This window comes from Chryseobacterium manosquense, from assembly GCF_014623485.1.
Taxonomy (GTDB): domain Bacteria; phylum Bacteroidota; class Bacteroidia; order Flavobacteriales; family Weeksellaceae; genus Kaistella; species Kaistella haifensis.
In genome coordinates, this window is record NZ_CP060203.1 from 2,421,923 (window position 1) to 2,447,979 (window position 26,057).

At 41.7% G+C, this 26,057-nt stretch carries 23 protein-coding genes and 3 pseudogenes; 25 read left to right on the top strand and 1 reads right to left on the bottom strand.

From position 1 onward, the window contains the following. Positions 1–21 precede the first annotated feature (21 nt). From H0S70_RS11600 to H0S70_RS11710, 25 genes and pseudogenes are all read left to right on the top strand, one after another. A complete protein-coding gene (locus H0S70_RS11600; RefSeq protein ID WP_188320910.1) occupies positions 22–606 on the top strand; it encodes a hypothetical protein in 585 nt (194 codons plus the stop codon). Between the two features lie 58 nt (positions 607–664). After that, positions 665–1,081: a hypothetical protein gene (locus H0S70_RS14325; protein ID WP_228453732.1), complete on the top strand. Its 417-nt coding sequence runs from the start codon at positions 665–667 to the stop codon at positions 1,079–1,081. Positions 1,082–1,306: 225 nt separating this feature from the next. Then, positions 1,307–1,693, top strand: coding sequence for a hypothetical protein (locus tag H0S70_RS11605; protein WP_188320911.1), 387 nt, complete (start codon positions 1,307–1,309; stop codon positions 1,691–1,693). 19 nt (positions 1,694–1,712) lie between these two features. Further along, positions 1,713–2,336, top strand: coding sequence for a DUF3347 domain-containing protein (locus tag H0S70_RS11610; RefSeq protein WP_188320912.1), 624 nt, complete (start codon positions 1,713–1,715; stop codon positions 2,334–2,336). Between the two features lie 14 nt (positions 2,337–2,350). After that, entirely contained in the window at positions 2,351–3,634 is a 1,284-nt protein-coding gene (locus tag H0S70_RS14505) for an efflux RND transporter permease subunit (protein WP_031504500.1), read from the top strand. A 2-nt stretch (positions 3,635–3,636) separates the two neighbouring features. Further along, positions 3,637–5,595: an efflux RND transporter permease subunit gene (locus H0S70_RS14510; RefSeq protein ID WP_188320913.1), complete on the top strand. Its 1,959-nt coding sequence runs from the start codon at positions 3,637–3,639 to the stop codon at positions 5,593–5,595. 18 nt (positions 5,596–5,613) lie between these two features. Then, positions 5,614–6,861: a TolC family protein gene (locus H0S70_RS11625; protein ID WP_188320914.1), complete on the top strand. Its 1,248-nt coding sequence runs from the start codon at positions 5,614–5,616 to the stop codon at positions 6,859–6,861. Then, positions 6,858–8,108, top strand: coding sequence for an efflux RND transporter periplasmic adaptor subunit (locus H0S70_RS11630; RefSeq protein WP_227587140.1), 1,251 nt, complete (start codon positions 6,858–6,860; stop codon positions 8,106–8,108). The genes H0S70_RS11625 and H0S70_RS11630 overlap by 4 nt, the downstream gene beginning before the upstream one ends. Before the next feature lie 11 nt (positions 8,109–8,119). After that, positions 8,120–9,325 (top strand): efflux RND transporter periplasmic adaptor subunit, encoded by a 1,206-nt coding sequence (locus H0S70_RS11635; protein ID WP_188320915.1) that lies wholly within the window; start codon positions 8,120–8,122, stop codon positions 9,323–9,325. A 1-nt stretch (position 9,326) separates the two neighbouring features. After that, a complete protein-coding gene (locus H0S70_RS11640) occupies positions 9,327–9,788 on the top strand; it encodes a heme-binding domain-containing protein (RefSeq protein ID WP_031502512.1) in 462 nt (153 codons plus the stop codon). A gap of 120 nt (positions 9,789–9,908) precedes the next feature. After that, positions 9,909–10,478: a helix-turn-helix domain-containing protein gene (locus tag H0S70_RS11645; protein WP_188320916.1), complete on the top strand. Its 570-nt coding sequence runs from the start codon at positions 9,909–9,911 to the stop codon at positions 10,476–10,478. A gap of 333 nt (positions 10,479–10,811) precedes the next feature. Further along, positions 10,812–11,063, top strand: coding sequence for a heavy-metal-associated domain-containing protein (locus H0S70_RS11650; protein ID WP_059344219.1), 252 nt, complete (start codon positions 10,812–10,814; stop codon positions 11,061–11,063). A 335-nt stretch (positions 11,064–11,398) separates the two neighbouring features. Then, positions 11,399–11,635 carry a four-helix bundle copper-binding protein gene (locus H0S70_RS11655; protein WP_332030246.1) on the top strand — a complete coding sequence of 79 codons (237 nt, stop codon included), beginning with the start codon at positions 11,399–11,401 and terminating at the stop codon, positions 11,633–11,635. A 47-nt stretch (positions 11,636–11,682) separates the two neighbouring features. Beyond that, positions 11,683–11,832: pseudogene (locus H0S70_RS14640) on the top strand (hypothetical protein); the annotation flags it as partial. A 79-nt stretch (positions 11,833–11,911) separates the two neighbouring features. Beyond that, positions 11,912–12,943, top strand: a complete 1,032-nt coding sequence (locus H0S70_RS11665) for a type II glyceraldehyde-3-phosphate dehydrogenase (protein WP_188320917.1) — start codon at positions 11,912–11,914, stop codon at positions 12,941–12,943. A gap of 153 nt (positions 12,944–13,096) precedes the next feature. Then, on the top strand, positions 13,097–14,158 hold the full coding sequence (locus tag H0S70_RS11670; RefSeq protein ID WP_188320918.1) for a class I fructose-bisphosphate aldolase: 1,062 nt from the start codon (positions 13,097–13,099) through the stop codon (positions 14,156–14,158). A gap of 26 nt (positions 14,159–14,184) precedes the next feature. After that, positions 14,185–15,027 (top strand): ATP cone domain-containing protein, encoded by an 843-nt coding sequence (locus H0S70_RS11675; RefSeq protein WP_188320919.1) that lies wholly within the window; start codon positions 14,185–14,187, stop codon positions 15,025–15,027. A gap of 13 nt (positions 15,028–15,040) precedes the next feature. Beyond that, complete coding sequence (locus H0S70_RS11680) at positions 15,041–16,414, top strand: MBL fold metallo-hydrolase RNA specificity domain-containing protein (protein WP_188320920.1); 1,374 nt, start codon at positions 15,041–15,043, stop codon at positions 16,412–16,414. Between the two features lie 9 nt (positions 16,415–16,423). Next, positions 16,424–16,984 carry an AAA family ATPase gene (locus H0S70_RS11685; RefSeq protein WP_188320921.1) on the top strand — a complete coding sequence of 187 codons (561 nt, stop codon included), beginning with the start codon at positions 16,424–16,426 and terminating at the stop codon, positions 16,982–16,984. Positions 16,985–17,030: 46 nt separating this feature from the next. After that, positions 17,031–17,603, top strand: coding sequence for a DUF305 domain-containing protein (locus tag H0S70_RS11690; RefSeq protein ID WP_228453733.1), 573 nt, complete (start codon positions 17,031–17,033; stop codon positions 17,601–17,603). A gap of 37 nt (positions 17,604–17,640) precedes the next feature. Beyond that, positions 17,641–19,767 carry a heavy metal translocating P-type ATPase gene (locus H0S70_RS11695; protein ID WP_188320922.1) on the top strand — a complete coding sequence of 709 codons (2,127 nt, stop codon included), beginning with the start codon at positions 17,641–17,643 and terminating at the stop codon, positions 19,765–19,767. Between the two features lie 7 nt (positions 19,768–19,774). After that, positions 19,775–19,918, top strand: a pseudogene (locus tag H0S70_RS14645) (heavy metal-binding domain-containing protein); the annotation flags it as partial. A gap of 246 nt (positions 19,919–20,164) precedes the next feature. Continuing rightward, positions 20,165–22,681, top strand: a complete 2,517-nt coding sequence (locus H0S70_RS11700; protein WP_394367327.1) for a multicopper oxidase domain-containing protein — start codon at positions 20,165–20,167, stop codon at positions 22,679–22,681. A 570-nt stretch (positions 22,682–23,251) separates the two neighbouring features. Then, positions 23,252–23,575, top strand: coding sequence for a hypothetical protein (locus H0S70_RS11705; RefSeq protein WP_188320923.1), 324 nt, complete (start codon positions 23,252–23,254; stop codon positions 23,573–23,575). A gap of 24 nt (positions 23,576–23,599) precedes the next feature. Beyond that, positions 23,600–24,478: pseudogene (locus H0S70_RS11710) on the top strand (nucleotidyl transferase AbiEii/AbiGii toxin family protein). 36 nt (positions 24,479–24,514) lie between these two features. Here the strand turns inward: H0S70_RS11710 and H0S70_RS11715 are convergent. Then, the gene (locus H0S70_RS11715) at positions 24,515–25,726 is read right to left on the bottom strand and encodes a site-specific integrase (protein ID WP_188320924.1); all 1,212 of its coding nucleotides are present in this window, start codon (positions 25,724–25,726) and stop codon (positions 24,515–24,517) included. Between the last annotated feature and the right edge of the window lie 331 nt (positions 25,727–26,057).

Below are 26,057 nucleotides of genomic sequence, written 5' to 3' on the forward strand. Positions count from 1 at the left end.
TAACATCAATAAAAAAACAAAATGAACAACAACGAATTTAACAACCAGGAGAATACAGAAAATTATTCTTCACAAGATGCAGGCATCGAACTTTTGCACCGCGTCATAGAAAGTAATAAGGCGGTAGAAATTTCGGGGAAGGCGATTTTCCACATGTACTGCGACATCAAGGAGGATGTGAAAAAGATCCAAGCACTGGCACATGAAGAAAATCTAAAACGGCAGGAATTGCTTAAATCCATCCCCAACAATATTTTCGCAGAATTATCTCCGGACGGTGTAAAGCATCTGGAAAAATTCCATCATAGATCACATACAGTTAAATATTGGTTTTTCGGAATTTTAGCTATGCTGCTGGTTGCATTTTTTATTTTAACAGCAACTGTTTATCTAGGAAAAAACTGGTACCGAGAGAGCATCCGCACCAAGACCGAGGTTCGAGAGGAAATCCTCAAGGAGATCAAGGATGAAAACAAGGCGATTTATGAAACAGAGCAAGTAAAACAGCTGGAGCACAATACCGCACTAATGAAAAAATGGATGAAGAAAAATCCAAAGGACGCAGAAAAGTTTTTGAAGTTTAAGGAGGGGTATGAGAGTAGGTAGACTAAAAATTATTTGTCCATTCTAAAATAATTCCCTATCTTTGTGCTGTTTACTTACAATGGTCAGAAATTTTAAAATACTGTTGCTTTCCCTTACACTCGCGTTATTTCTGGCGCCAGGGATTTCTCAGGCTTGCAGTACAAAGGAGAAGCAGGTTATTAAAACCGCGACCAGTTCGCAAACTTTCATAAAACAGTCATTCGCACAGATACAGCCGTCTTGCGACAGCGGCGATTGCAAAGATGAGTGCTGTCACCCCAAATCACACAATTGTCAAACGGAAGGATGCTCAGGAAACTGTAGCGGAAACCTTTGCAGTTCTGCTCAATACACTGTTTTAGCGGATAGTAAATTTTTAGAGGATTCTAAAAATGAAGACTCCGGCTATTATAGCAACAATTCCAATTTCTATTATCAGAATCCCCATTACTCTGGTGGATTCCATACCATTTGGGAACCGCCCAAAATAGGTTAATCACTTTCTTTTACAGCCCGAATTATGCCCGGTCGTGAAGTGTTTTTTAACACTTTATCGCTGTTATTTTCGCGGCGCTGTAAATGAATTTGAACTTCTACTACTCTTTTAAGAGTAAATCTTTCAAAATAGATTCCTTTTGATTAAGGACACTTTTGAAGATCTGGATGTTCGTAAGCAGTTTCTAAACACGGAAGCTTAAATTAACCTGTAATCTAAAATTTAATGAAGAATATTCTTTTGGGAATACTGGCTTTTGCATCGGTATTTCTCGTTTCCTGCAACAATTCAAAAGCCGAAAATACACAAATCGCGGTCGCAAAGTTCACCACGGGCGATATTGTTCCTCACGACCAGGTCTGTATGGTAAACAACGCCTACATGGGCAAAAAACAGCTCGAAGTAAAGCATGACGGCAAAACCTACTACGGTTGCTGCGAAAACTGCAAACTCAGAATCCCGCAGGAAGAAAATGCGCGCATGGCGTATGATCCGATATCTCATCAACTCATCGATAAAGCAACCGCAATTATTGCAATCTCTGATAAAAATGATAATGTCGTGTACTTCGAAAATAAAGCAAACTACGAAGCCTTTTTTAATAATAAATAACCTTTAAACTTATAAAATAATGAAAACACTAATATTCAGCCTTTTAGCAATTGGCACACTTGCACTCTCTTCTTGTAAAGAAAACAAAGAACAGAAAAAATCCACTGAAACATCCATGCAGCACGATATGAGCACAATGTCCGATAGTGCAGCGATGGGCAATATGGCAACGGATAAAGAGGTAACCGTTACTGAAGCCAAAAAGTCTTCCGCTGATCTTACGGAGCTTTATTCCCATTACACCCACCTTACATTCGCTTTGTCCGGTGATGATGATAAAGAAGCGGTTAGTGCAGCGAAAGGGATCCTGGCCTCTTTTCCTAAAATAGACAAAAATGGGTTTTCCGCTGAACAGAAAAAAGAATATGCAGAACTGGAATCAAGCATTAAGGAACACGCACAGCATATTGCGGATAATGCCGGAAACATTGATCATCAGCGCGAACATCTGGATTTAATGAGCGCAGATTTTTACGACCTGCTGAAAGAGTTCGGAACTCCAAAACCTGTGTATAAAGTATTCTGCCCGATGTATAATGACAACAAAGGCACATTTTGGCTCAGCGATTCACGTGAGGTGAAGAATCCTTATTACGGCAAAGAAATGCTTTCATGTGGCGAGGTCCAGGAAGAAATTAAGTAAAACCGAACAGAACCATGATTCAAAATTTAATCAAACTGTCCCTCCGCAACAGGTATTTCGTTTTGCTGATAGCAATCGGCCTTTTTATCTGGGGTATTTTTGCGGTAAGGGACAATCCCATCGATGCAATTCCGGATCTGAGTGAGAACCAGGTCATCGTTTTTACGGAGTGGATGGGCAGAAGTCCCCAGATTATTGAAGATCAGGTGACTTTCCCGCTGGTCAGCAACCTTCAGGGAATTCCGAAAATTAAGAACATCCGCGCCTCTTCCATGTTTGGGATGAGCTTCGTGTATGTTATTTTCGAAGATAACGTGGACATTTACTGGGCCAGAACCCGGGTAATGGAACGGCTTAACTATGCCCAGCGTTTACTCCCGCAAGACGTTACGCCTACTCTCGGACCGGATGGCACCGGTGTAGGTCACGTCTTCTGGTATCATTTCGATGCACCCAAAATGGATTTGGGAGACCAGCGTGCCCTTCAGGACTGGTATGTAAAGTTTGCGCTTCAGACGGTTCCCGGTGTGGCGGAAGTAGCCTCCTTTGGCGGCTTCGAAAAACAGTACCAACTCATTGTAGATCCTGTAAAACTCCAGTACTATAACGTATCCCTCATGGATGTGATGAACAAAGTGAAAGCCAACAATAATGATGTGGGCGGACGTAAATTTGAGATGGCCGATATGGCCTATATCATTCGCGGCCTGGGTTATATCAAGAACGTAGCCGATATCGAGGAAATTGCTTTGGGAAATTACAACGGAATTCCTGTGCGGGTGAAAGACATTGGTTCTGTACAGATGGGTGGTGATTTGCGTCTGGGTATTTTTGATGCAGACGGTGAAGGCGAAGTCGTGGGCGGTATCGTAGTGGCACGGTATGGCGAAAATGCAGATAAGGTCATCAACGATGTGAAAGAGAAAATGAAGGACGTTGAAAAAGGACTCCCTGAAGGTGTCACCTTCAAGACATCGTACGACCGCAGTACCCTTATTGAAGGGGCAATAGACAATATCAAAACCAAGCTGATTGAAGAAATTATCGTGGTCGCTATCATTGTTATTCTGTTCCTATTCCACTGGCGAAGTGCATTGAGCATCATCATTCAGATTCCGGTCACCATTGCCATCAGTTTTATTCTGCTCAATGCGTTTGGACTTTCCTCCAATATCATGTCCCTTACAGGAATTGCGCTGGCAATTGGGGTGATCGTGGATAACGGAATTATCATGTCCGAAAATGCCTATAAAAATCTCTCCGATTGGCAGAACCATCAACAAAATAAAAACCCATAACAATGAAAACCAACTGGTTTAAAAATATATTCAGAAAAAAAGACAAAGAGAAAGAGAGTTACGTTAAAATTCCCGAAGATATTCGGCTGAAGATTATCGAAAAATCATCCTTACAGGTATCCAGAGGGGTCTTTTTCTCTACGGTGATTATCGTGGTTTCCTTTCTCCCCGTATTTATGTTGACAGGTCAGGAAGGTAAACTTTTTCACCCGCTGGCGTACACCAAAACCTTTATACTGATCGTTGATGCGATCCTGGTACTTACCCTTGCACCGGTGCTTATCTCTTTTTTCATGAAAGGAAAGTTTAAGGATGACAATAAAAACCCGATAAACAGAGGGCTTGAGCGGATATACGAACCCATCATTCGCTGGTGCATGGAATGGAAAAAAACAACGCTTGGCATTAATATTCTTGCCCTTCTTATCAGCATCCCTTTAATTATGAACCTCGGCCGTGAGTTTATGCCGCCCTTAGATGAAGGCTCACTACTCTTTATGCCGGTTACCCTTCCCGATATTTCAAACTCTGAAGCCAAAAGATTACTCCAGGTGCAGGATAAAATCATTAAGGGTGTTCCTGAAGTCGATCATGTCCTCGGAAAAGCTGGACGGGCAAATACCGCCACAGACAATTCTCCCATCTCCATGATTGAAACCATTATTCTGTTGAAACCTCAGGACGAATGGCGCGACGGCCTTACAAAAGACGATCTTATTAATGAATTGAATGCCAAACTGCAGATTCCCGGCGTAACAAATGGCTGGACCATGCCGATTTCCAACCGGATCAATATGCTTTCAACAGGGATTAGAACGGATGTGGGCGTAAAAGTGTACGGACAGAACTTGGACAGTATCGCCGTCCTTTCCGAAAAAATAAAAAAGGAGCTCACCGGTATTGAAGGAATTAAAGACATGTACGTAGAACCCATCACCGGCGGAAAATATGTGGATATTGAAGTGAAACGCGAAGAAGTAGGAAGATACGGCCTAAGTGTGGATGATGTAAATGCCGTCGTGGAAAGTGCCCTCGGCGGAATGAAACTCACCACCACCGTGGAAGGCCGACAGCGCTTTTCGGTAAATGCCAGGTACGGCCAGGATTTCAGAAATAATTTGGAATCTCTGAGAAGACTGCCCATGCAGACGATGGAATTTGGTTCCATTCCGCTAAGTGCAGTGGCTGACATTCGTCTTACAGAAGGACCACCAATGATCAATTCTGAAAACGCAATGTTGCGCGGAACCGTTCTGTTCAACGTCCGTGACCGGGATTTAGGCAGTACCGTAGAAGAAGCCCAGGCAAAACTCAATAACATGGTGAACAAAATGCCTAAAGGTTATTTCGTGGAATGGAGCGGCCAGTACGAAAACCTGATTCGAGGAGAGCAGACTTTAAAAATGATTATGCCCCTCGTATTAATCGTGATCTTTCTTTCCATGTACTTTGCATTCAATTCTTACCGCGAAGCTTTTTTTAATCTCATCAGTATTCCTTTCGCCTTAATCGGCGGTGTCTTTATGATTTCGCTTTGGGGTGTTAATCTCTCCGTAGCAGTAGCAGTGGGATTTATTGCCCTGTTCGGACTTGCGGTAGAAACCGGAATTGTTATGGTCATTTACCTGAACGATGCCATGATTCAGCTTATTGCCAAAAATGGCAACTCACGGGAGACCATTACCAATGAAGAACTTCGGGAGTACGTCATCAATGGAGCAGCGAAAAGATTAAGACCTAAAATTATGACAGTGTGTGTTACCCTCTTCGGACTGGTTCCCATCCTGTGGAGTCACGGCGTTGGAAGTGATATGATGAAACCAATCGTATTACCGATGGTGGGTGGCGTTTTTACTTCCGCAATTCACATCCTTTTGGTAACACCTGTTATCTTTTATATGCAGAAAGAGTGGGAACTGAACAAACTGGGGAAAATTGACGTCCTCGACTCTTCCCATTAATCCTTAAATGATTACAAAATGAAAAAATTCATAATAACAGGAGTACTTACCTTGCTTTTTACCGCCACTTTTGCTCAGCAAATGTCCCTGCCCGCTGTAATGGACAGTATCGCAGCCAACCATCCGGTGGTTAAAATGTATAATGCGGAAATCCGGTCAATGGATGCTGCAGCCAAAGGCGCAAGAAGCTGGATGCCGCCAACCGTTGGAGCCGGTTTCTTCATGACGCCCTATAATGCAAAACTGTGGCAGCGCGACGGCGATATGCTCGGTATGGGCTCAGTAGCAGTTTCGGTAGAACAGATGTTTCCCAATAAACAAAAACTCGATGCCAACGAAAAGCTGATGAAGGCAATGTCTTCCGTAGAAAAAGAAAAGCTTTATGCGGCCCTCAATGAAAACTTTCAGGATGCGAAAAAACTGTATTACAGTTCAATCGTCCTGGATAAAAAGCTGAAGGTCGTTAAGGAAAACGAAAAGATGCTGGACTTTATGATTAGAAACGCCGAGATCCGGTACAAAAACGGGCTTTCCAAAATATCTGCATATTACAAAGCCAAAGCCGCCCTCGGAAGCTCCAAAAACATGCAGCTCATGTACGAGAATGACCTTCGCGTCAACCGGATCCGGTTGAATGCCCTCATGGGAAGAGACGCGCTCGCACCGCTGGAGATTGAGCCCGAATACAACCTGAATGACTACTCTCTCGAGACTTTTGGTCAGGATCTCTTTTATCAGAACAGAAGTGATCTCCGCGGCATCGACCGGGAAATCAATATTGCCAAACTCAAACAGGATCTGGAAAAGCAGAATCTAAAGCCGGAATTTGGCGTAAAGTTCGAAAACATGTTTGGTTTTGGCGGCCAGCCCATGCAGTTTTCTCTGATGCTGATGGCAAAACTGCCTTTCGTATCCTGGGCTTCAGGCATGAATAAAGCCAATATTGAAAGCCTGAAACTGAAAGAAGAAGCCTTGCAGGCACAGAAAGAAATGATGGTGAACGAATACAGCGGAATGGCCTACGGAATGCGCAATGAACTGGACCTGAATAAAAATCAGCTGAAACTCTATGAAGACACCATTATTCCGGCCTTAAAAAACAACTACAAATCCATGCAGTTGGGCTATGAGCAGAATACGGAAGAACTCTTCATGTTATATGACGCATGGGAACAGCTGAATATGGCCCAGCTGGAATATTTCGAGATCCTTACCAAAGCACTGCAGACGCAAACTGAAATTGACCGCTTAATTGAAAGAAGATGAGAAAAATTATAATATTCACTATGCTTTTATTTGGTTTGACGGCGTGTGACAAAGTTAAGTTCTGGGAAGATAAGCACTCGGCAGAAGCTGCAATGCATACTTATACCTGTCCGATGCACCCGGAAGTGATTTCAGACAAACCCGGCAAATGTCCCAAATGTGGGATGGATTTGGTCCTGAAAGATGCCCCTGAAAAAAAGGAAGAGGGGATTAAACTCGACGATCTGCTGAAACCAACCAATGAATTTGTAGTGTCGGAACAGCCCGTAATAAAAGTAAAAAGAGAAAACATACCCACCACGGTTGATGCTTTAGGGACGGTAGAATACGATACTCGACAGATTGGCAGTATTTCCTCACGCGTTGCGGGCCGTATCGAGAAACTCTATGTGCGGTATAAATACCAGAAAGTGTCGAAAGGGCAGCGTATTTTAGATATATACAGCCCGGAACTTTTAACCGCACAGCAAAACCTGCTCTTCGTTATTAAAAATGACCGCTCAAACAAAACAATGATCGATGCTTCACGCCAGAAACTCCTTCTTTTGGGAATGCCGGCTTCACAGATACAGAAAGTCATCCAGCGAGGGAAACCTGATCTCACAGTTCCGGTTTTCAGCAATTACAGCGGACACATTCAGCAGGCAGGATCGGCCGGAAGCATGGGGTCATCACCACAATCTGCACCCGCAATGGCTTCAAATACGGCAGCCACCGCTGAACTACCCCTAAAAGAGGGAATGTATCTCCAGAAAGGACAGAATATTTTCAGTGTCTACAATCCCAACAGAACCTGGGCCCTGATCAATATTTTCTCTGAAGACATTGCACTGGTCAGCAAAGGACAGTCAGTCATGATCATCCCGGAAGCCAATCCTGAAAATCGCTTCAAAGGAATCATCGGTTTTATTGAACCCTTTTTCAGGCAGGGCAGCAAAACCGTAACGGCGCGCGTCTATTTTGATAATTCCACCGCAAAAATTCCTGTCGGAAGTCAGGTTAAAGCGGAGATTATGAGCCACAACAGAATGGCAGACTGGCTGCCGAAATCAGCGGTGGTTTCTTTAGGGATTGATAAAATCGCGTTCAAAAAAGTAGAAGGCGGTTTTATTGCCCATAAAGTTGTTACCGGCGCGGTGGTAGGCGATAAAATTCAGATCGTCAGTGGTTTGCTTCCTGAAGATGGAGTTGCCGAAAATGCACAGTACCTGATGGACAGCGAAAGTTTCATAAAAATTAACAGATAAAAATTGATAAGATGAAATTCAATATTTTAATGCTTGCCTTGCTGGTTTTTCTTTACTCCTGTAAAAAGGAGGAAGATCCGCATGCCGGCCACGATATCTACTACACCTGTTCCATGCACCCGCAGGTAGTCTCCGATAAACCCGGAAAATGCCCCATTTGTCACATGGATTTGGTGCCTGTCGAGAAGAAAAAGAATGCGGATCCTAACGAAATTGTTTTGAATGACGAGCAGGTTAAACTTGGGAATATCAAAACAGTCGCACTATCTGATGGGTCTATGGCCGACAAACTTACCCTGACTGGAACACTCAATTTTAATCAGTACCAAATGCAGGCAGTAAGTTCCAGAGTAATGGGTAGAGTTGAACGGTTGTATTATAAAAACATTGGCGATTTTGTTCCGAAGGGGGCGCCGTTGGTCGATATTTACAGTGAAGAACTCAATAATGCAAAGCAGGAATATTTGCTGGCATTAGAAAGACGCAAACTTTTCGTCGGTAAGACTTCCATTGATTTTGACCAGCTGCTCCAGAGTGCCCGCAACAAGCTTTATTTATGGGGAATGTCCGAAGGCCAGATCAAACAGCTGGAAAGATCAGGAAAAGCCACACCTACTACTACCGTGTTCAGCAATGCAGCCGGTTACATCACCGATCTGAGCATTGCCGAAGGCGATTATCTTGCCGAAGGTGGCACCATCGTGAATCTGGCAGATCTTTCATCGCTTTGGGCAGAGGCGCAGGTGTATTCTTCCCAAATGGCTCTCCTTCAGAAAGACAGCAAGGTCACCGTATATATTCCCGATCTGGATAATTTGAAGATTAATGGGAAGATTGATTTTACAAACCCAGAAATCAGCGCTTCCAGCAGGATAAATCTGGTTCGCATTTCCGTGCCCAACAAAGGAAATCTGCTGAAACCCGGCATGCCGGTATATGTTCTGGTGGAAAACAAATCCCGTGATGGTCTATCAATGCCTGTGGATGCGGTAATCAGGGATGGCAAATCTTCCACGGTGTGGGTGAAAACCGCGAAGAACACCTTCGTCAACAGAATGGTGGAAACGGGTCTCGAATATGAAGACAGAATAGAAATCACATCAGGAATTAAGGCGGGAGACGAAGTAGTGGTCTCCGGGGCCTACCTTCTGAACAGCGAATATATATTTAAGAAAGGGGCAGATCCCATGGCGGGTCACGATATGAGCACAATGTAATATGAGAAAATTGAATATGATAGGCTGGCTGGCGGTGCTAGTGGTGGCTATTGTTTTAGTCATTCAGGTCATACCGGTGGAGCGTAATGTCTCCACCGTTCCGCCAGGTCAAAGTTTTGAAAAAACCGAAAAGGTGCCCGCCAACGTGGCTGCAATCCTTAAAGTTTCCTGCTATGACTGTCATTCAAATAATACCCGTTATCCCTGGTATTCGGTATTACAGCCGGGCGCGTGGTTCATGGCCCGGCATATTAAAAAAGGCAAAGAAGAACTCAATTTTGATGAGTTCAATAACTATTCAAAAAGACGTAAAAAAGCAAAAATAAAAAGCATCATCAGCCAGATTGAGAAAGACGAAATGCCTTTAAAATCATACCGCATGATGCACGGAAACGCCAGATTATCAGCGGATGAAAAAAAAGAACTGTTAGATTTTTTTCGTGACAACGAATATAGTAAGTAACGCAGAACATAAGAAATGACGCTCGACTTTGGTTTTTAGAGTATCAGAAATGGCCGTTTAGAATAAAAAAGGATCGGAAAAGACTATGCTGTAGAATCAACAAAAATTAAAAACAACGTGATGAAATTAAATATTAAAAATATGGTTTGCAGCCGATGTCTCAAAGTGCTTAGGCAAGAGCTTGAACAACTGGGAATTAAGGTTTCATCAATTGAACTCGGGGTATTGGTAATCGACGAGATGGCTGGTAATCATACTGAAATCTTGGCGAAAATTGAAAGCGTTCTCCATACCAATAAATTTGAAATAATCCATAGTCCAGAGGAAGTGCTCGTCGAAAAAATCAAACATTTTTTACTTCGTAAAATAGAAGAGCCCCCTCTCGATTCCACGGTAAACCTATCTCAAATTTTAAGCACGGAGTTCAACCACGAATATAAGTCACTGAGCAAGTTGTTCTCACACTTTGAAAATACAACGCTCGAAAAATATTTTATTAAATTAAAAATTGAGAAAGTAAAACAACTTATTCAACTCAGGCAGTACACCTTTTCAGAAATAGGGCATCTCCTGGATTACAGCAGCGTCAACCATCTGTCGAGACAGTTTAAAGAGATTACCGGAGAGAGCATGACAGAGTATAAAAATGCTGAACTAGCCAATCGAAGACCCTATGATGAAATTAGTTAACCTTAGAACTTAGGCGTATGAAATTATAAATAGGAAATAGTTGCGAAATAGAAACGGCAATCACAGGGACGTTTGCGCAACTCTCGATAAACTTCAGGTATAGTTTTGATGTTACTTGGCCTTTTTTTCAAAGCGAAATTATATAGAAACTAACGAAAATTATGCAGAACATCCGTTTAAGAAACTTGTACTTTTACAGTAGTAATTACAGCCAGCTCGCTTTCAAAAAACTATTTTATTGCAACACGAGTTTGGCCAAGTAAGGCTCACAGAACGTATTGTAAAACGGATAGTCGGAAAGTAACAATATATAAAAGAATAAAATCAAACAAAATGAAACAACAAATTGAAATAACAGGAATGTCCTGCGAAGGCTGCGTTAAAAATGTCGAAAAAGCGTTGAAAGAAATTGATGGCGTACAGAATGTAAAAGCGAGTCTGCATCCACCACGCGCAGTTATTGAAGCAGAGAAATCGATTAATACAGCGCAGTTAACGCAAGCCTTGGCGAAAGTAGGTTATAGTATTGCCGGCGCTTCCGTAGATGAGAATTTAAAAAAGTCTGGTGGCTCCTGTTGCTGTTGAAAAGTATGAACTGCGCGGGCAAGTATAATGTTAGTACGATGTGAACGATAACGGTAGAAATGCTCCGCTGAAAACTAAGTGAAAGAAGCAAATAAATTTTTTAAAAAAAATCAAAGTAGCCAGCAATAGCTTGCCTGATCAAACGCACTTATGATTGCGACAGGATCAGCGCAGGAACTGCATATTTATTGAAAAAACCAACCTATTTATTAACATAAAAACCAACAATTATGACAGGTTATCACACGTACCAAAGTTGTATTGAAGCATGTTTAAAATGTGCTGCAATATGTAATCACTGTGCTTCATCATGCACTGAGGAAGAAGATGTAAAAATGATGGCGAGATGCATTCAGTTAGACATGGAATGCGCAGCGATCTGCTATGCCTCAGCACAGTTAATGAGCCTCGGCAGCGACAAAGCAAAAGAAATTTGCCGCATTTGTGCCGACATCTGTGAAGCATGTGCTGCAGAATGTGAAAAACATGCACAACATGGAATGGATCATTGCCGTGAATGTGCAGAAGCTTGTAGAAAATGCGCCGAAGAATGCCGGAAAATGGCAGCGTAATTTAAAACGGGTGGTGATTTAAGAAGGCTCACGGTGTAGTAGTAAGCAACGATGGTAAATCAGTTTTTGTAACAAATACTATAGATAATACCGTTTCTGTGATTGATGTGGCAAGTCAAAAAGTAATCCACACAATCCCGGTTGGCAAAGGCCCTAATGGAATAAGCTATTGGTTTGAAACTGGTGGAATGCCGTAAACAGGATATTAAAGGAAATAGATATCAAAGAACGTTCTAGTAATATCAATTTATATAAATTAAGCTAAATAAATTTATTATGGAAAAGATTAAAGTAGCCGTAAACGGATATGGTGTCATTGGCAAACGGGTTGCCGATGCCGTACAGATGCAGGAAGACATGGAACTGTCAGGTGTATGCGATGTGGTAACTGACTGGCGCATTCAAATGGCGGTATTAAAAAAATATCCTGTGTTTGCTTCCGATGACATGTTTAAAACAAAGATGAACGAAGCAGGCATAAATTCATCAGGCACGTTGAACGATCTGCTTGCATCCTCAGATATTATTGTGGATTGTACGCCCAAAAAAATTGCGGCTCAAAATATAGAGCTTTATAAAAAACTTGGTAAAAAGTTTATATTACAAGGAGGTGAAAAGCATGAAGCAACCGGTCATTCCTTTAGTGCCGAAAATAATTATGCAACTGCAATTAACCTTGATGCTACAAGAGTAGTTTCCTGTAACACTACTTCCATTGTAAGAACACTAACCGCACTGAAGAATGCAGGCTTGCTCTTAAAAGCAAGAGGCACTTTACTTCGTCGTGCAACCGACCCATGGGAAAGCCATTTGACCGGGATTATGAATACCCTGGTTCCCGAAAAAGATATACCCAGCCATCAGGGACCCGATGCGCAATCCGTTGACCCCTCTTTTGACGTTATCACATCAGCAGTTAAAGTACCGGAAACGTTAAGCCATCTACATTACTGGAATGTACAGTTGACCAGAAAGGCCGATAAGGAAGAAGTTTTGGATGCGTTCAATAAATCTACCAGAATTGCAATGATTAAATACAGCGATGAGTTAGCAGCTAATAATACAGTTAAGGAATTAATGCTTGCAATAGGCCGCCCTTATGGAGATATGTATGAAGTAGCAGTGTGGAAAGATATGCTGAAAGTAGTTGGGGATGAGTTGTTTTATGCATACATAGTAGATAACCAGGCTATAGTAATCCCCGAAACTATCGACGCTATACGTGCATTGGCGGGAATAGAACCAGACGCTGAGAAGTCAATAAAAAAGACCAACGAAAGCCTTGGAGTAAAACAGAGTTTTTATTAGGAGTAAGCAAAAAGTAAATTATCAAATTAATAAAACGAAATGTTAAGGAAAATGGTTTTGTACCCTGCAAATATTTGTAAGACGCGCACTTCCGCAAATGCCTATTTCTAAAACAAATAGAAATTTAGGGATTAAATTAAAGTTTAAAAAAAAATGAAAATGATCGATAACATTGCAGACTTATTAGGCAAGAAGGCAGCCTTCTATTTGGATCACGTTTGCCAAAAAATTACAAAAGATGAACTGCTGACTCCAGGCAAATACAGTCTGGAAAAGGTCTTTGGCGATAGCAACAGAAACCCGCAGGTTCTGCGGAGTCTCGCTCAACTTTATGGTCAGGGTAATCTTGGCGGCACGGGTTATCTGAGCATTCTTCCCGTTGATCAGGGTATTGAGCATAGTGCTGTGTACTCATTTTATAAAAACCCCGACTATTTCGACCCTGAAAACATTTTAAAACTTGCACTCGAAGCCGGCTGTAACGGTGTGGCTTCTACCTTCGGCGGGTTAGCCTTGAATGCCCGAAAATATGCGCACAGAATCCCTTTCATTGTAAAGATTAATCACAATGAATTACTGAGTTTTCCAAATAAATATGACCAAACGCTATTTGGAAAAGTTAAAAACGCCTGGGATATGGGGGCCCTTGCCATAGGAGCAACCATCTATTTTGGTTCCGAAGAAAGCGACAGACAGATCAAAGAAATTGCCGAGGCGTTTGAGCACGCCCATCAGCTCGGTATGGCGACTATATTATGGTGCTATCTTCGAAATGAGGCATTTAAAACAGCAGATCAGGATTATCACTCCGCTGCGGATTTGACAGGACAAGCCAATCATATCGGAGTAACAATTCAAGCTGATATTATTAAACAAAAATTGCCGACAAATAATTTTGGATTCAAAAACATTAAGTTCGGTAAATACGATGACGCGATGTATGAGGCATTAACAACTCCCCACCCGATTGACCTCTGCAGGCTGCAGGTAGCGAACTGTTACATGGGCAAAATCGGATTAATTAACTCCGGTGGCGATTCAAAAGGTGAGTCAGATCTGCTTGAGGCCATTACAACAGCGGTCATCAACAAAAGAGCGGGCGGCACTGGACTGATTATGGGTCGGAAGGCATTTCAGCGCCCGTTTAAAGACGGTGTGAACTTGCTACAAAGGGTACAGAGTGTATATCTCGATAATAAGATAACAGTTGCCTAAAATAAGTTTCAACAAACTATCAGAAAATGAAGATTCCCATTAGCATCGTAAAAAAGTCCGGAGATATTGTCGCATTTGATGTCGAAAAACTCATTAATTCACTTAGGCGCGCGTCTGCTGGGGAAAACGTCATTCAGCAAATCGTTGGTGAGGTTCAGTCCACGATTTACGAAGGCATGACCACCACAAAGATCTATAAAATTGCTTTTGATTTGTTAAAAAAATATTCCCGCGTAAGTGCTTCAAAATACAAACTCAAAAACGCACTCTTTGAATTGAGTCCCTCCGGTTTTCCCTTTGAAAAATTAGTGGGCAAACTGATGGCTCATGAAGGTTTTTCCACCCAGGTTGGGGTCATTGTTCAGGGAAATTGCGTGTCGCATGAAATAGATGTCATCGCTGACAAAGACGACCAGCACTGTTTTATTGAATGTAAATTTCACAGCGACCAAGGGAGATTTTGCAATGTAAAAATTCCTCTGTATGTCAATTCCAGATTTCTGGATGTAGAAAAACAGTGGAAAAAACAAAAAAGTAACGAAGGAAAAATATCTAAAGGAGGTGTGTACACCAATACAAGATTCACTTCTGATGCCACACAATATGGGAAATGTGCAGGTTTACTAATGGCAAGCTGGGACTATCCTTTTGGGAACGGTTTAAAAGAGAGAATAGACAAATCCGGTTTGCATCCATTAACCGCATTAACGACCCTGACAAAAAACGAGAAAACAAAATTGTTAGACCTTGGTGTAGTTCTTTGCAGAGAAATTTACGAAAACCCGGGGGTCTTAAACCAAATCGGACTTGCAAAACCACGCCATAAAAACATTATCGAAGACGCAAAAGAATTATGCACTCAGCACTAAATCAATCTGCCCAATGAAAAATACAAAAATTACCATTCATTTTTTGGGCGCTGCGGGTACAGTAACGGGTTCCAAATATTTAATCGATACAGGAGCACATCAACTCCTAATCGACTGCGGAGTTTTTCAAGGATTAAAGGAATTACGGCTTAAAAACTGGGAATATCCGCCTGTGGACGTTTCAGCCATTGATGCCGTTTTATTGACTCATGGCCATTTCGACCACACAGGATACCTTCCACGATTAATAAAATATGGTTTTAACGGACCAGTTTACGGAACAAATCCCACTTTGGATATTGCCACAATCATTCTGAATGACAGTGCCAAAATCCAGGAACAGGAAGCGGCGCGAGCTAATAAAGAAGGTTACTCCAAACACAGTCCGGCAGAACCGCTGTATGGTGTGAAGGATGTAGCAAAAACCATTTCCCATTTTAAGGAGGTTCCACCATCACAGTGGATTCCGTTGTTTGAGGGCATCAGTGCCCGATTTCAGTACAATGGGCATATCTTGGGTTCTACTTTCATAGAGCTGGAGATACATGAAAAACGTTTTGTTTTTTCCGGGGATATTGGACGCACAAATGATTTATTGTTGTTTCCACCCCTGAAACCAGAAAAGGCGGATGTTCTTTTCATAGAGTCGACCTACGGAGGAAGGTTTCATCCGGATGAAGTGGAAGCGGTTCTGGAGATTGAAAAATTAGTCAACGATACCATTAACCGTAGAGGCAGCGTGTTTATTCCCAGTTTTTCGGTTGAACGTGCTCAACTGATGATGCTTATTTTATGGAGGTTGCTTAACGAAAATAAAATACCCAAAGTACCGATAATCATGGACAGTCCGATGGGAGCCAGCATACTCGATCTGTTTTACCGTACCAGAGATTGGCACCGGTTAACAACCGACGAATGTGATGAAATGTGCGATCATTTCACGGTGGTCAGCAGCTATCAGGAAACCATGGAGTTGCGGTCCGACAACAAACCAAAAATTGTTATCGCCGGCAGCGGGATGCTCACCGGTGGCAGAATGCTCAACTATCTTGAAACCCAGGCACAAAACCCTGATAATACCCTGCTTTTTGTCGGCTATCAGGCCGAAGGAACCCGTGGAAGAAAACTATTGGATGGTGAGAAAGAACTAAAAGTGTATGGAAAATGGGTTCCTTTCAATATGGAAATAGCGGAAATTGAAGGACTATCTTCACATGCAGACCACAATGAACTCATTGGTTGGATGAATGAAATAACAAATATTCCTGAAAGAATTTTCATCGTACATGGAGAAAAGGAAGGCGCAGAAGCGCTGCAGCTGGGCATAAAAGAAACCTACGGCTGGGATTCGCAAATACCGCAACTTTATGATATTGAAGAATTATAATTTGGAGAGATGAATCATATAACGGACAGTAAAATCAAGCATTCAGAAGAGACCAACTGGTATGTGATTACCGGCGGACCCAGTACCGGAAAAACAACGACCATTGATTTGCTTCAGAAGCAAGGTTACCATACGACAATAGAACACGCAAGGCATTACATTGATACCATGCATAATGAAGGAAATTCCGTTAAAGAAATTAGAAGCAATAAGAAGAAATTTCAATTGGGCGTGTTAGATATGCAGATTGCCCAAGAAGGATCGCTCAATAAGGAGGATATGGTTTTTTTGGACAGGGCTATCCCGGACGCAATGGCTTATTATCAATTTTTAAACTTGGATTATGATGAAAAGTTACTTAATGCCGTCAACGGGGTTTCCTACAAAAAAATCTTTATTCTAGACCGATTGCCGTTTACCAAAGACTATGCGAGAACCGAAAATGAAGACGATCAAAAACTAATTCATCAGTTGATAATAGAAAGCTATACCAATCTCGGTTTCACTATCGTTTTTGTTCCGGTTTTGCCTCCCGAAGAAAGAGTGAAATTCATTTTAGATAATTTATGAACAAAAAATATTCATCCAAATTGTTAACATATAAAAAATTATTATTATGAAAAATTCAGAACATGATCACAACATGCTTAAGGATACTGATTCAGCAACAGGCAATCATTCCAAACATGAAATGGAATCGGGCAAGGAGTCTGTCCAGCACGCGCAAGAAAGCCATGCCTCTGCATACAAAAAGTTATTTTGGATGCTTCTGATTTCCTTTATTTCAATGTTTATACTAATGTATGCGATGGTGGACAAGCTGGCTAACGTAATTCCAAACATAAACCAGTTATACATGGCAGGCCTGATGGCTTCTCCTATGTTAATCATCGAACTGCTGTTAATGGGGAAGATGTATCCCAACAAAAAACTCAATAAAATTCTTATGGGCCTAGGAGTGCTGATGATGGTGCTGTTTTGGTCCGGGATTCGGCAGCAGACAGCCGTGGGAGATGTCCAGTTTCTAAAGTCCATGATTCCACACCATGCAGGGGCTATTCTTATGGTCGAAGAAAGTAATCTGGTCGATCCGGAAGTGAGAAAGTTGGGCGAGGAAATTATCAAAGCACAGGAGGAAGAAATTGCCGTCATGAGGGCGAAAATTAAAGAACTTCAAACCCGGAAGTAATCTCAAATAGCAGAATTTAACGCAAAAAAATTGAATTATGAAAAAATACACCTGTCCCATGCATCCCCAGATATTGAAGGACGAACCGGGGAAATGTCCACTTTGCGGAATGAACTTAATTCCCTTGGGAGGAACCGCCCGACCTGAAAAAGACGAACACAGCCATCATCATCAGAATCATGATCATCACTCCGAATCTGATAGTTCAGCGGCGGGATTTGACAAACATGCAGGTCATCATACTCCGGATTTCCTGAAGAGATTCTGGATCTCTTTGGCACTTACCGTTCCGGTCCTTCTGCTTTCTCATATGATTCAGCAGTGGCTTGGTTTCACCATAGCTTTTCAAGGCGATAAATACGTGCTGTTGGTTTTGGGAAGTATTATTTATTTCTACGGTGGAATGCCTTTTTTCAAAGGGTTTTTGGGCGAAGTGAAAGCCGGAGCTATTGGGATGATGACGCTCGTTGCTTTGGCGATTACCGTAGCTTATGTCTATTCCGTTGCCGTCGTATTCGGGCTGCCGGGCATGGATTTCTTCTGGGAACTTGCCACCTTAATTGTGATCATGCTTCTTGGGCACTGGCTCGAGATGCGTTCGCAGATGGCTGCTTCAAAAGCGTTGCAATCTCTAGTTGCCTTACTACCAAATGACGTAACCGTCGAGCAGAACGGAAGTCCGGTTAAAATAAAACTGGAACAGCTGAAAAACGGAGATACCGTAATCATAAGACCGGGCGAAAAAGTCGCCGCTGACGGTCTGATTGTCGAGGGCACTTCTTTCTTAAATGAAAGCATGCTGACGGGAGAAAGTGTTCCTGTAAGAAAAGAGTCCGGTGGAAAGGTTATCGCAGGGTCTATCAATGGAGACGGGGCTTTAAAGATAAAAGCAACAGGGGTTGGAAAGGATTCGTACCTCAATAAGGTCATTAATTTGGTTCAGGATGCGCAGGCAGCAAAGTCGAACACTCAGAATCTGGCGGATAAAGTAGCCAAATGGCTTACTATAGTAGCAATTGTGGTGGGAGTAGGAACTTTCGCTTACTGGTACATCACCATGGGAGATTTGGCTTTTGCTCTGGAACGGATGGTAACGGTAATGGTAACGGCCTGCCCTCATGCTTTAGGAGTGGCAATCCCTCTGGTGGTGGCCATTTCCACTACACTTTCAGCGACAAATGGTTTACTCATCAGAAACCGCACGGCTTTTGAAACCACCAGAAAATTATCGACCATTATTTTCGATAAAACCGGCACCCTTACGAAAGGTTCCCACACTGTGCAGAAAATCATTCCTCTAACGGAACACTATTCGGAAAACGATTTACTCCAGTATGCAGCAGCAGTGCAGCAGAACTCCGAACATCACATTGCAAAAGGAATCATGCAGACCCTTTCCGAGAAAAAACTGGAGCTATGGAAGTCAGACAGTTTCCGCTACATGCAGGGAATTGGAGTGACAGGAATCGTAAACGGTAAATCGGTTGTCGCGGCTGGTCCTAATTATTTTGTTCAAAACAATAAACAGGTACCTGCCATTCCGGAAGAAATCAACCAGGATGCAGAAACAGTGAACTTTATTTTGATTGATGACGTGCCCGTGGGTATTGTTTCTTTAGCAGATACCATTCGCGAAGGCGCAAAAGAAGCTATTGACCAACTTCGAAGCATGAACATTAAATCATTCCTGCTTACAGGTGATAACGAAAAGGTAGCGGCGGCGGTGTCAAAGCAGTTAGGAATGGACGGATATTTGGCAAATGTACTTCCGCACCACAAACAGGAAAAAGTAAAAGAATTTCAGGACAAAGGGGAAATCGTTGCGATGACAGGTGACGGCGTAAATGATGCACCGGCTTTGGCAGCAGCAGATGTAGGCATTGCAGTTGGCAGCGGAACTGATGTTGCTGCCGAAACCGCAGATATTATTCTGGTCAACAGTGACCCTCGAGACGTGGTGAAAATGATAGATTTTGGAAAGAAAACCTACAACAAGATGATCCAGAATCTCGTATGGGCAGTGGGCTATAACGTCGTGGCTATTCCACTTGCTGCAGGTGTTCTGTATCCCACATATGTCCTGAGTCCCGCCATGGGCGCAGTGCTGATGAGTGTAAGCACCATCGTGGTCGCCATTAATGCAAGTTTGTTAAAAATTAAATAATCACAAAATGAAATACCTACTATCGCTCTTAATTTTTGTGGCAATATCCATAAATACCTATTCACAGAGCACCAAAACCGTGTACACCTGCCCGATGCATCCGCAGGTGGTGAAATCAGCACCCGGTAACTGCCCCATTTGCGGTATGACCCTGGTGAAGAAAACCCTTACTGAGAAAAAAACGGCGGCCAAATCCGCGGCCGCTCCTAAAAAGGCCACCGTAGTTAAAAAAACTACGGGTAAGAAACCTGAAATTACCGCTGCAAAAACAAAGACGGTAACGGAAGTTAAAAAACCGGTGATGCCAAAGACTAAAGCAGTACCGAAAGACCCAGCGAGCATCAAAACGCCGGAACATTCAACACCTGCTCCGCATCAGCATGAAGCAGCGCAAAAGATGTACACCTGCCCGATGCACCCCGAGGTGGTTTCGGACAAACCCGGAAAGTGTCCCAAGTGCGGTATGAATCTGGTCCCTCAGAAGGAAAGCGGCCGGCATCAGTCTACCGGCAAAACCCCGGAACATCAAACTTCAGATGCGCATCAGCATGAAGCAGCGCAAAAGATGTACACCTGCCCGATGCATCCCGAGGTGATATCGGACAAACCCGGAAAGTGTCCCAAGTGCGGTATGAATCTGGTGCCTCAAAAAGGAAAGAAGGAAGATCATTCTGCACACGGAAACATGCAGATACATGGTGAACACAAAATGGTCATGCCCATGCCCGAAAAGCACCTAAAAGGTGGACGCAAAGTGACCTACCATCTTTATGTGAAAGACACCCCGGTAAATTTCGCGGGCAAACAGAAACGCGCCATTGCCGTAAACGGGCAGATTCCGATGCCAAAACTGGAGTTTTATGAGGGCGATACGGCGGAAGTGATTGTCCATAATTTAATGGACGAAGAAACTTCTCTGCACTGGCACGGTCTTCATCTTCCAAATAAAGAAGATGGGGTTCCCTGGCTTACCCAGAAACCCATTCCACCACATTCAACCTACACGTATTCGTTTCCGATCATCCAAAACGGAACCCACTGGTATCACTCACATACTGGCCTGCAGGAGCAGATTGGAATGTATGGGATGATGATTCTGAAAAAACGTCCCGAAGATCCTACTTTCCGACCGGGGATTGATAATTTGCCCACGGAGCACCTTATCCTGAGCGAGTGGACAAACCTGAACCCCAATAATGTTCAGCGGATGCTCCGCAATGCGAACGACTGGTTCGCAATTAAAAAAGGCAGTACTCAAAGTTATGCCGAAGCCATTAAAGAAGGCCACTTTAAAACAAAACTCACCAACGAGTGGAAACGGATGCTGGCCATGGACGTGAGCGATGTATATTATGATGCATTCCTGATTAACGGTAAAATCGAAAGTCAACTCTCCCGATATAAAGCCGGTGATAAAGTTCGGCTTCAAATCGCCAACGGTGGTGCTTCCTCCTATTTCTGGCTCAATTATGCCGGAGGAAAAATAAAAGTAGTGGCCAGTGATGGATTGGACATTGAACCGGTCGAAGTGGATCGCCTGATCCTGGCGGTTTCCGAAACAGTGGATATCGTAGTGGAAATTCCTGAAAAAAACACCTCCTACGAGCTCCTTGTTACGCCCGAAGACCGCACAAAATCTGCGTCAGTGTTTATTGGAGAAGGAGCTACGAAATCCCATGATCCATTACCCAAACTCAAATACTTTGAAGGGATGAAGATGATGAACGACATGATGAAGATGAACGGTGACATGAAAGATATGGGCATGAAGATGAGTTATCAGACGATGGATATGAATCAGGTGATGTATCCCGAAATCATCGCGGAAAACAATGCGACCATGAAAATGGAAACCGAAGATGCCGAAATGGACCATTCGAAGCACCAAATGCCCGCATCAGGAATCACCACACTGAACTACGGAATGATGAAATCGCCTTATGATACTTCATTATCCAAAGACGCGCCGTTGCGCGACCTGAAATTTACCCTCACAGGGAACATGAACCGGTATGTATGGAGCATGGACGATAAAGTGCTGGCCGAATCTGATAAAATATTGGTAAAAAAGGGTGAGATCCTCCGCATTACGCTTTTTAACAATTCCATGATGCGCCATCCGATGCACCTTCATGGTTTTGATTTCCGCGTCCTCAACAAAAATGGTGTTCAGGCACCCCTCAAAAATGTGTTGGATATTATGCCGATGGAAACTAATGTCATCGAATTTGAAACAAAAACTGACGGGGACTGGTTTTTCCACTGTCACATCCTCTACCACATGATGGCGGGGATGAACCGTGTTTTTGCTGTTGGTGATTATCAGAATCCTTTGCTGCCCGATAAAGCTTCAGCTTACAAAAAGCTCCAGCGCGAAAGTAACATGTGGCACCTGATGGCCGAAAACGATTTCGCCACCAATGGTAACGACGGGATGGCGAGGATCTCAAATGCCCGCTGGGAATTGGGAACAGAATGGCGTTTAGGTTACAATCCCCATCACGGCTACGAGGTAGAAACCCAGCTCGGTAGATACGTGGACCGTATGCAGTGGCTGAAACCATTTATCGGATTTAACTATCGTTATAGAAAGATTGACAGGAATAATATTGAAAAAAACCTTTTTGGACAGGCATCTACTAAAGATGAAAGAAAAACTTTCAGCGCTGGTATCATGTATAAACTCCCGATGTTGGTGGACCTGCAGGCAGAAATATTTACAGACGGAATTGTAAGGTTCCAGCTGAAACGTGAAGACATTCCGTTGACTGCGCGTTTGCGCGGGGCATTCATGGTCAATACCGACAAAGAATATATGGCAGGTCTTAAATATATCGTCACAAAAAATATCGGAATCTCCACACACTACGACAGCGATATGAGCTGGGGTGCAGGGATTACTTTGAATTATTAAGATACTTGTTGATGAGCAATGTTTAATAGGGTGCAACACGTTAAATAAAGACCGATTGCACTTTATTTTGCTCGTACGCAACCACTTATGTAATAAAGGAAGGGGGAAAATACTTATTACGAAGAAATTTGAAGTATCAATTTCTAGTCCCTACTTCTAAAATCAGGGACTAAATCGGGGATTGTTTAATGGTTTATACGATGCCTTATGCGTTTATAAAATTATCTAACTTGCTTACTGTCAGTAAAATGATGACTTACATTGCTTTATTGGTTTAAATAAAAACTCCCTGTGGAACTAGACTGCACCCAAAAGTTTTAAATTTTTTAAATGACAATGAAGAGAAGATAATTGAGGGCTACGAAGAAAATGACGGGCACCCATTTCAGCATGTCTTTAATTCTTTTCTAAATTTATTTAAAGTAAGGTTTCCTCTTGTAACAAATTCAGAAGTTAACATTTTTAGATATTTTTTTGTTGAAAAGTTGCAAAGTCACTTCCGCAAAGAACTTCAGGACTCAATTGAAGTATGCAGTCAAACATATTTTGGAAAATTACTACATAACATTCGTGAAGATAAATCTCGATCCGAAAGATGTTTCTTCTGTTTATGCCGTTAAACCTAAACTTGACAACCCAAGGATTGCCAAGCAACATGGGGCATTCTTAATTTTTGGTATTAGTCCATCATTATTTACTGTTTTCGGGTTATATAAACCAATGGCTAAATTTAACAAAAAATGGATTGAAAGAGGAAGTGATTCAGATCAACGAATTATTATCGATAAAAAGTCTAAAACTCAAATATTACAACAACTGGAAAGCTTTGGTTTCAACCAAGCTACTTTATTTCCAGAAGTCAATATAGTTGCAAGTTTTGTAAAATTCAAATAATTAAAAAAACTGGATTAATAGATTTTGGATTTTAATAATAAATATGAAACATTCAAAGGTGGCACCTCGCTGAGCAAGGCGTGGAACCTCATAGAAAGGTTTTCCGAAGACATTGATTTGGCCATCGAAAGAGAGTTTCTTGGCTTCGAAGGAAGTTTGACTAAAAACAAGAAAACCAAATTAAGGAAGGCTTCCGGCCAATATATCAGCGAGGTTTTTTATTTAGAATTGCAGGAAAAATTTAAAGAGAAAGGCTTGGAAAATGTCACTTTCTCGTTGGCCGAAACCCAGGATTCCGATCAGGATCCTCGTATTATCAATATTTTTTATCCAAATATAATTGAAGTTACGGAATTTCTGAAGCCGAGAGTTCAAATAGAAGTCGGGTGCCGTTCATTGATTGAGCCATTTACGATGAAAAAAATTTCCGCGATGGTTGATGATGAATATCCAGAGCAGAGTTTTTCGGAGAAAAGCGAAGAAATACCATCCGTTAATCCGGAAAGGACTTTTTTAGAAAAAATTTTCCTTCTGCATGAAGAGTTTCAGAAAACCGCTTAAAAAATAAGGGTAGATCTGCTCAGCCGCCATTTGTACGATCTATATGCTTTTTCAAAAACAGAATATGCAGAAAGTGCCCTACAGAATAAGGAACTCTATGAAACCATTGTAAAGCACAGAATGGAGTTTGCCAAAATCTCCGGTATCGACTATAGCCTGCACAGGCCAGCCACAATAAACCCTATTCCACCAGAAAATATCATTGAATTATGGGAAAAAGATTATGCCAAAATGCGAGAAGAAATGGTTTATGGCGAAAACAGACCAACTTTTTCTGAAATAATTGAAACTCTTAAAAGACTGAAAGATAAAATCAACAGCCTCAATTGGGAAATGATTTAAGGGAAAAGGTTTTGCTAAAATATTAAACAAATACTCTTACTTCAAAACCTCGTCAATAATCTTATCCAATTTATTATCCGGAAGATTGTTTAAATAAGACATTGTAGATTTTATATCTTTTTGCCCAAGTGCTTCGCGAATAGTCTCAATTGAAATATTATTGAACTTCAAAACTGTGGCAAACGAGTGACGGGCGCAGTAATAAGAGATATTCTTCTTGATTTGCAGTTCTTTCATTATTTCTTTTAACTGCATATTCACATAATAGGTCAGCACTTTTTTGGATCTGTTTTTTAGGTAAATCTGCGTTGGCTTTTCGGTATTCATTATGTTGAAAATGAACTTTGAACTGTCTTCGGATTTGTATTTTTCCATGATATTCCGAGCGTAATCATTGATTTTAAAACTCACCGGAACGCCTGTTTTACTGCGGATATAATCAATACGATCAATATTCAAGAATTTTTTTTCCAACTTAATCAAATCCAAAAAGTTGATTCCTCTTGCATAATAACTGAACAAAAACATATCTTTTGCAAAAGAAAGTTTTTCGTCTTTTGGCTCATATTTCTTGAGTTTTTCTATTTCTTCTTCATTCAGATACTCCTTTTTCCCACTTTCCTTCAGTTTTGAAATTTTATAATGCCTAAAAGGATATTGTTTTTCCGTAATTACTTGGTTTCTAATGGCTTGATTAAAAACCGAACGCAAAGTCCGCATTCTAATCGCGATACTGGACTCCCTATTCCCGCGAGAAATGCAATAGGCTTCAAATTTTTTCAAGTTAGAATAATCCAATTCATTAAAGCTAATGTCTTTTTTGCCAAAGAACCGTTGCAGCGCATTCAGAGTATCTTTTTCCACTTTCGCTGTTCCGGTTTTATCCGATGCCAAAAGATTTCTAATCAAATCTTCGTGGAAACTCGTATAGGTTAAGGAAATGCTTTGTCCGCTGCTCGTCTTTAGTTTATTGATGAGATCAGGAAGCGTGAAGTAGATTCCATTTTTATCGAAATCGTCGATAATCTCGTCAATGATCTTAATTCTGCGCTCAATAAATTTGTTGAGGTTAGCGTGATTGGGATGCGAAGTTTTCAGACGACAAGCGTCAAAACTCCAGTCCTTCTCCTTGCAAGTTTTCCCGATGGAAAGACTTGTGTTTTTGCGGTCTTTTATAAATAAAATTATGATACTTCTCTCCCCTGTTTTATTCGCTTTTGGAGCAAGTGTAAAGGTGTAACTTATCATTTTGTGTCAATTTTTATCATTTTTCACGAACATTTTTTTCAGATGTTCCTGTTTATCGTGTTTTACAAAAATTTTTTCACGAACATTTCACGAACATTTGCGCTCCAAAAGTAAAATATTATAAAATACTGTACAAGAAAAATATTTGTAAACAATTGATAATCAAAGAAAATAAAGCATAATAAAGATTAAGCAAATTATAATAAAACACAATAAAACCGACTGTTAATCAGAGGGTCGCTGGTTCGAGCCCAGCAAGAGGAGCAAAGACTTACAGAAATGTAAGTCTTTTTTTTGTTTTAATACTTCAGAAACCACTTCTATTAAAGTG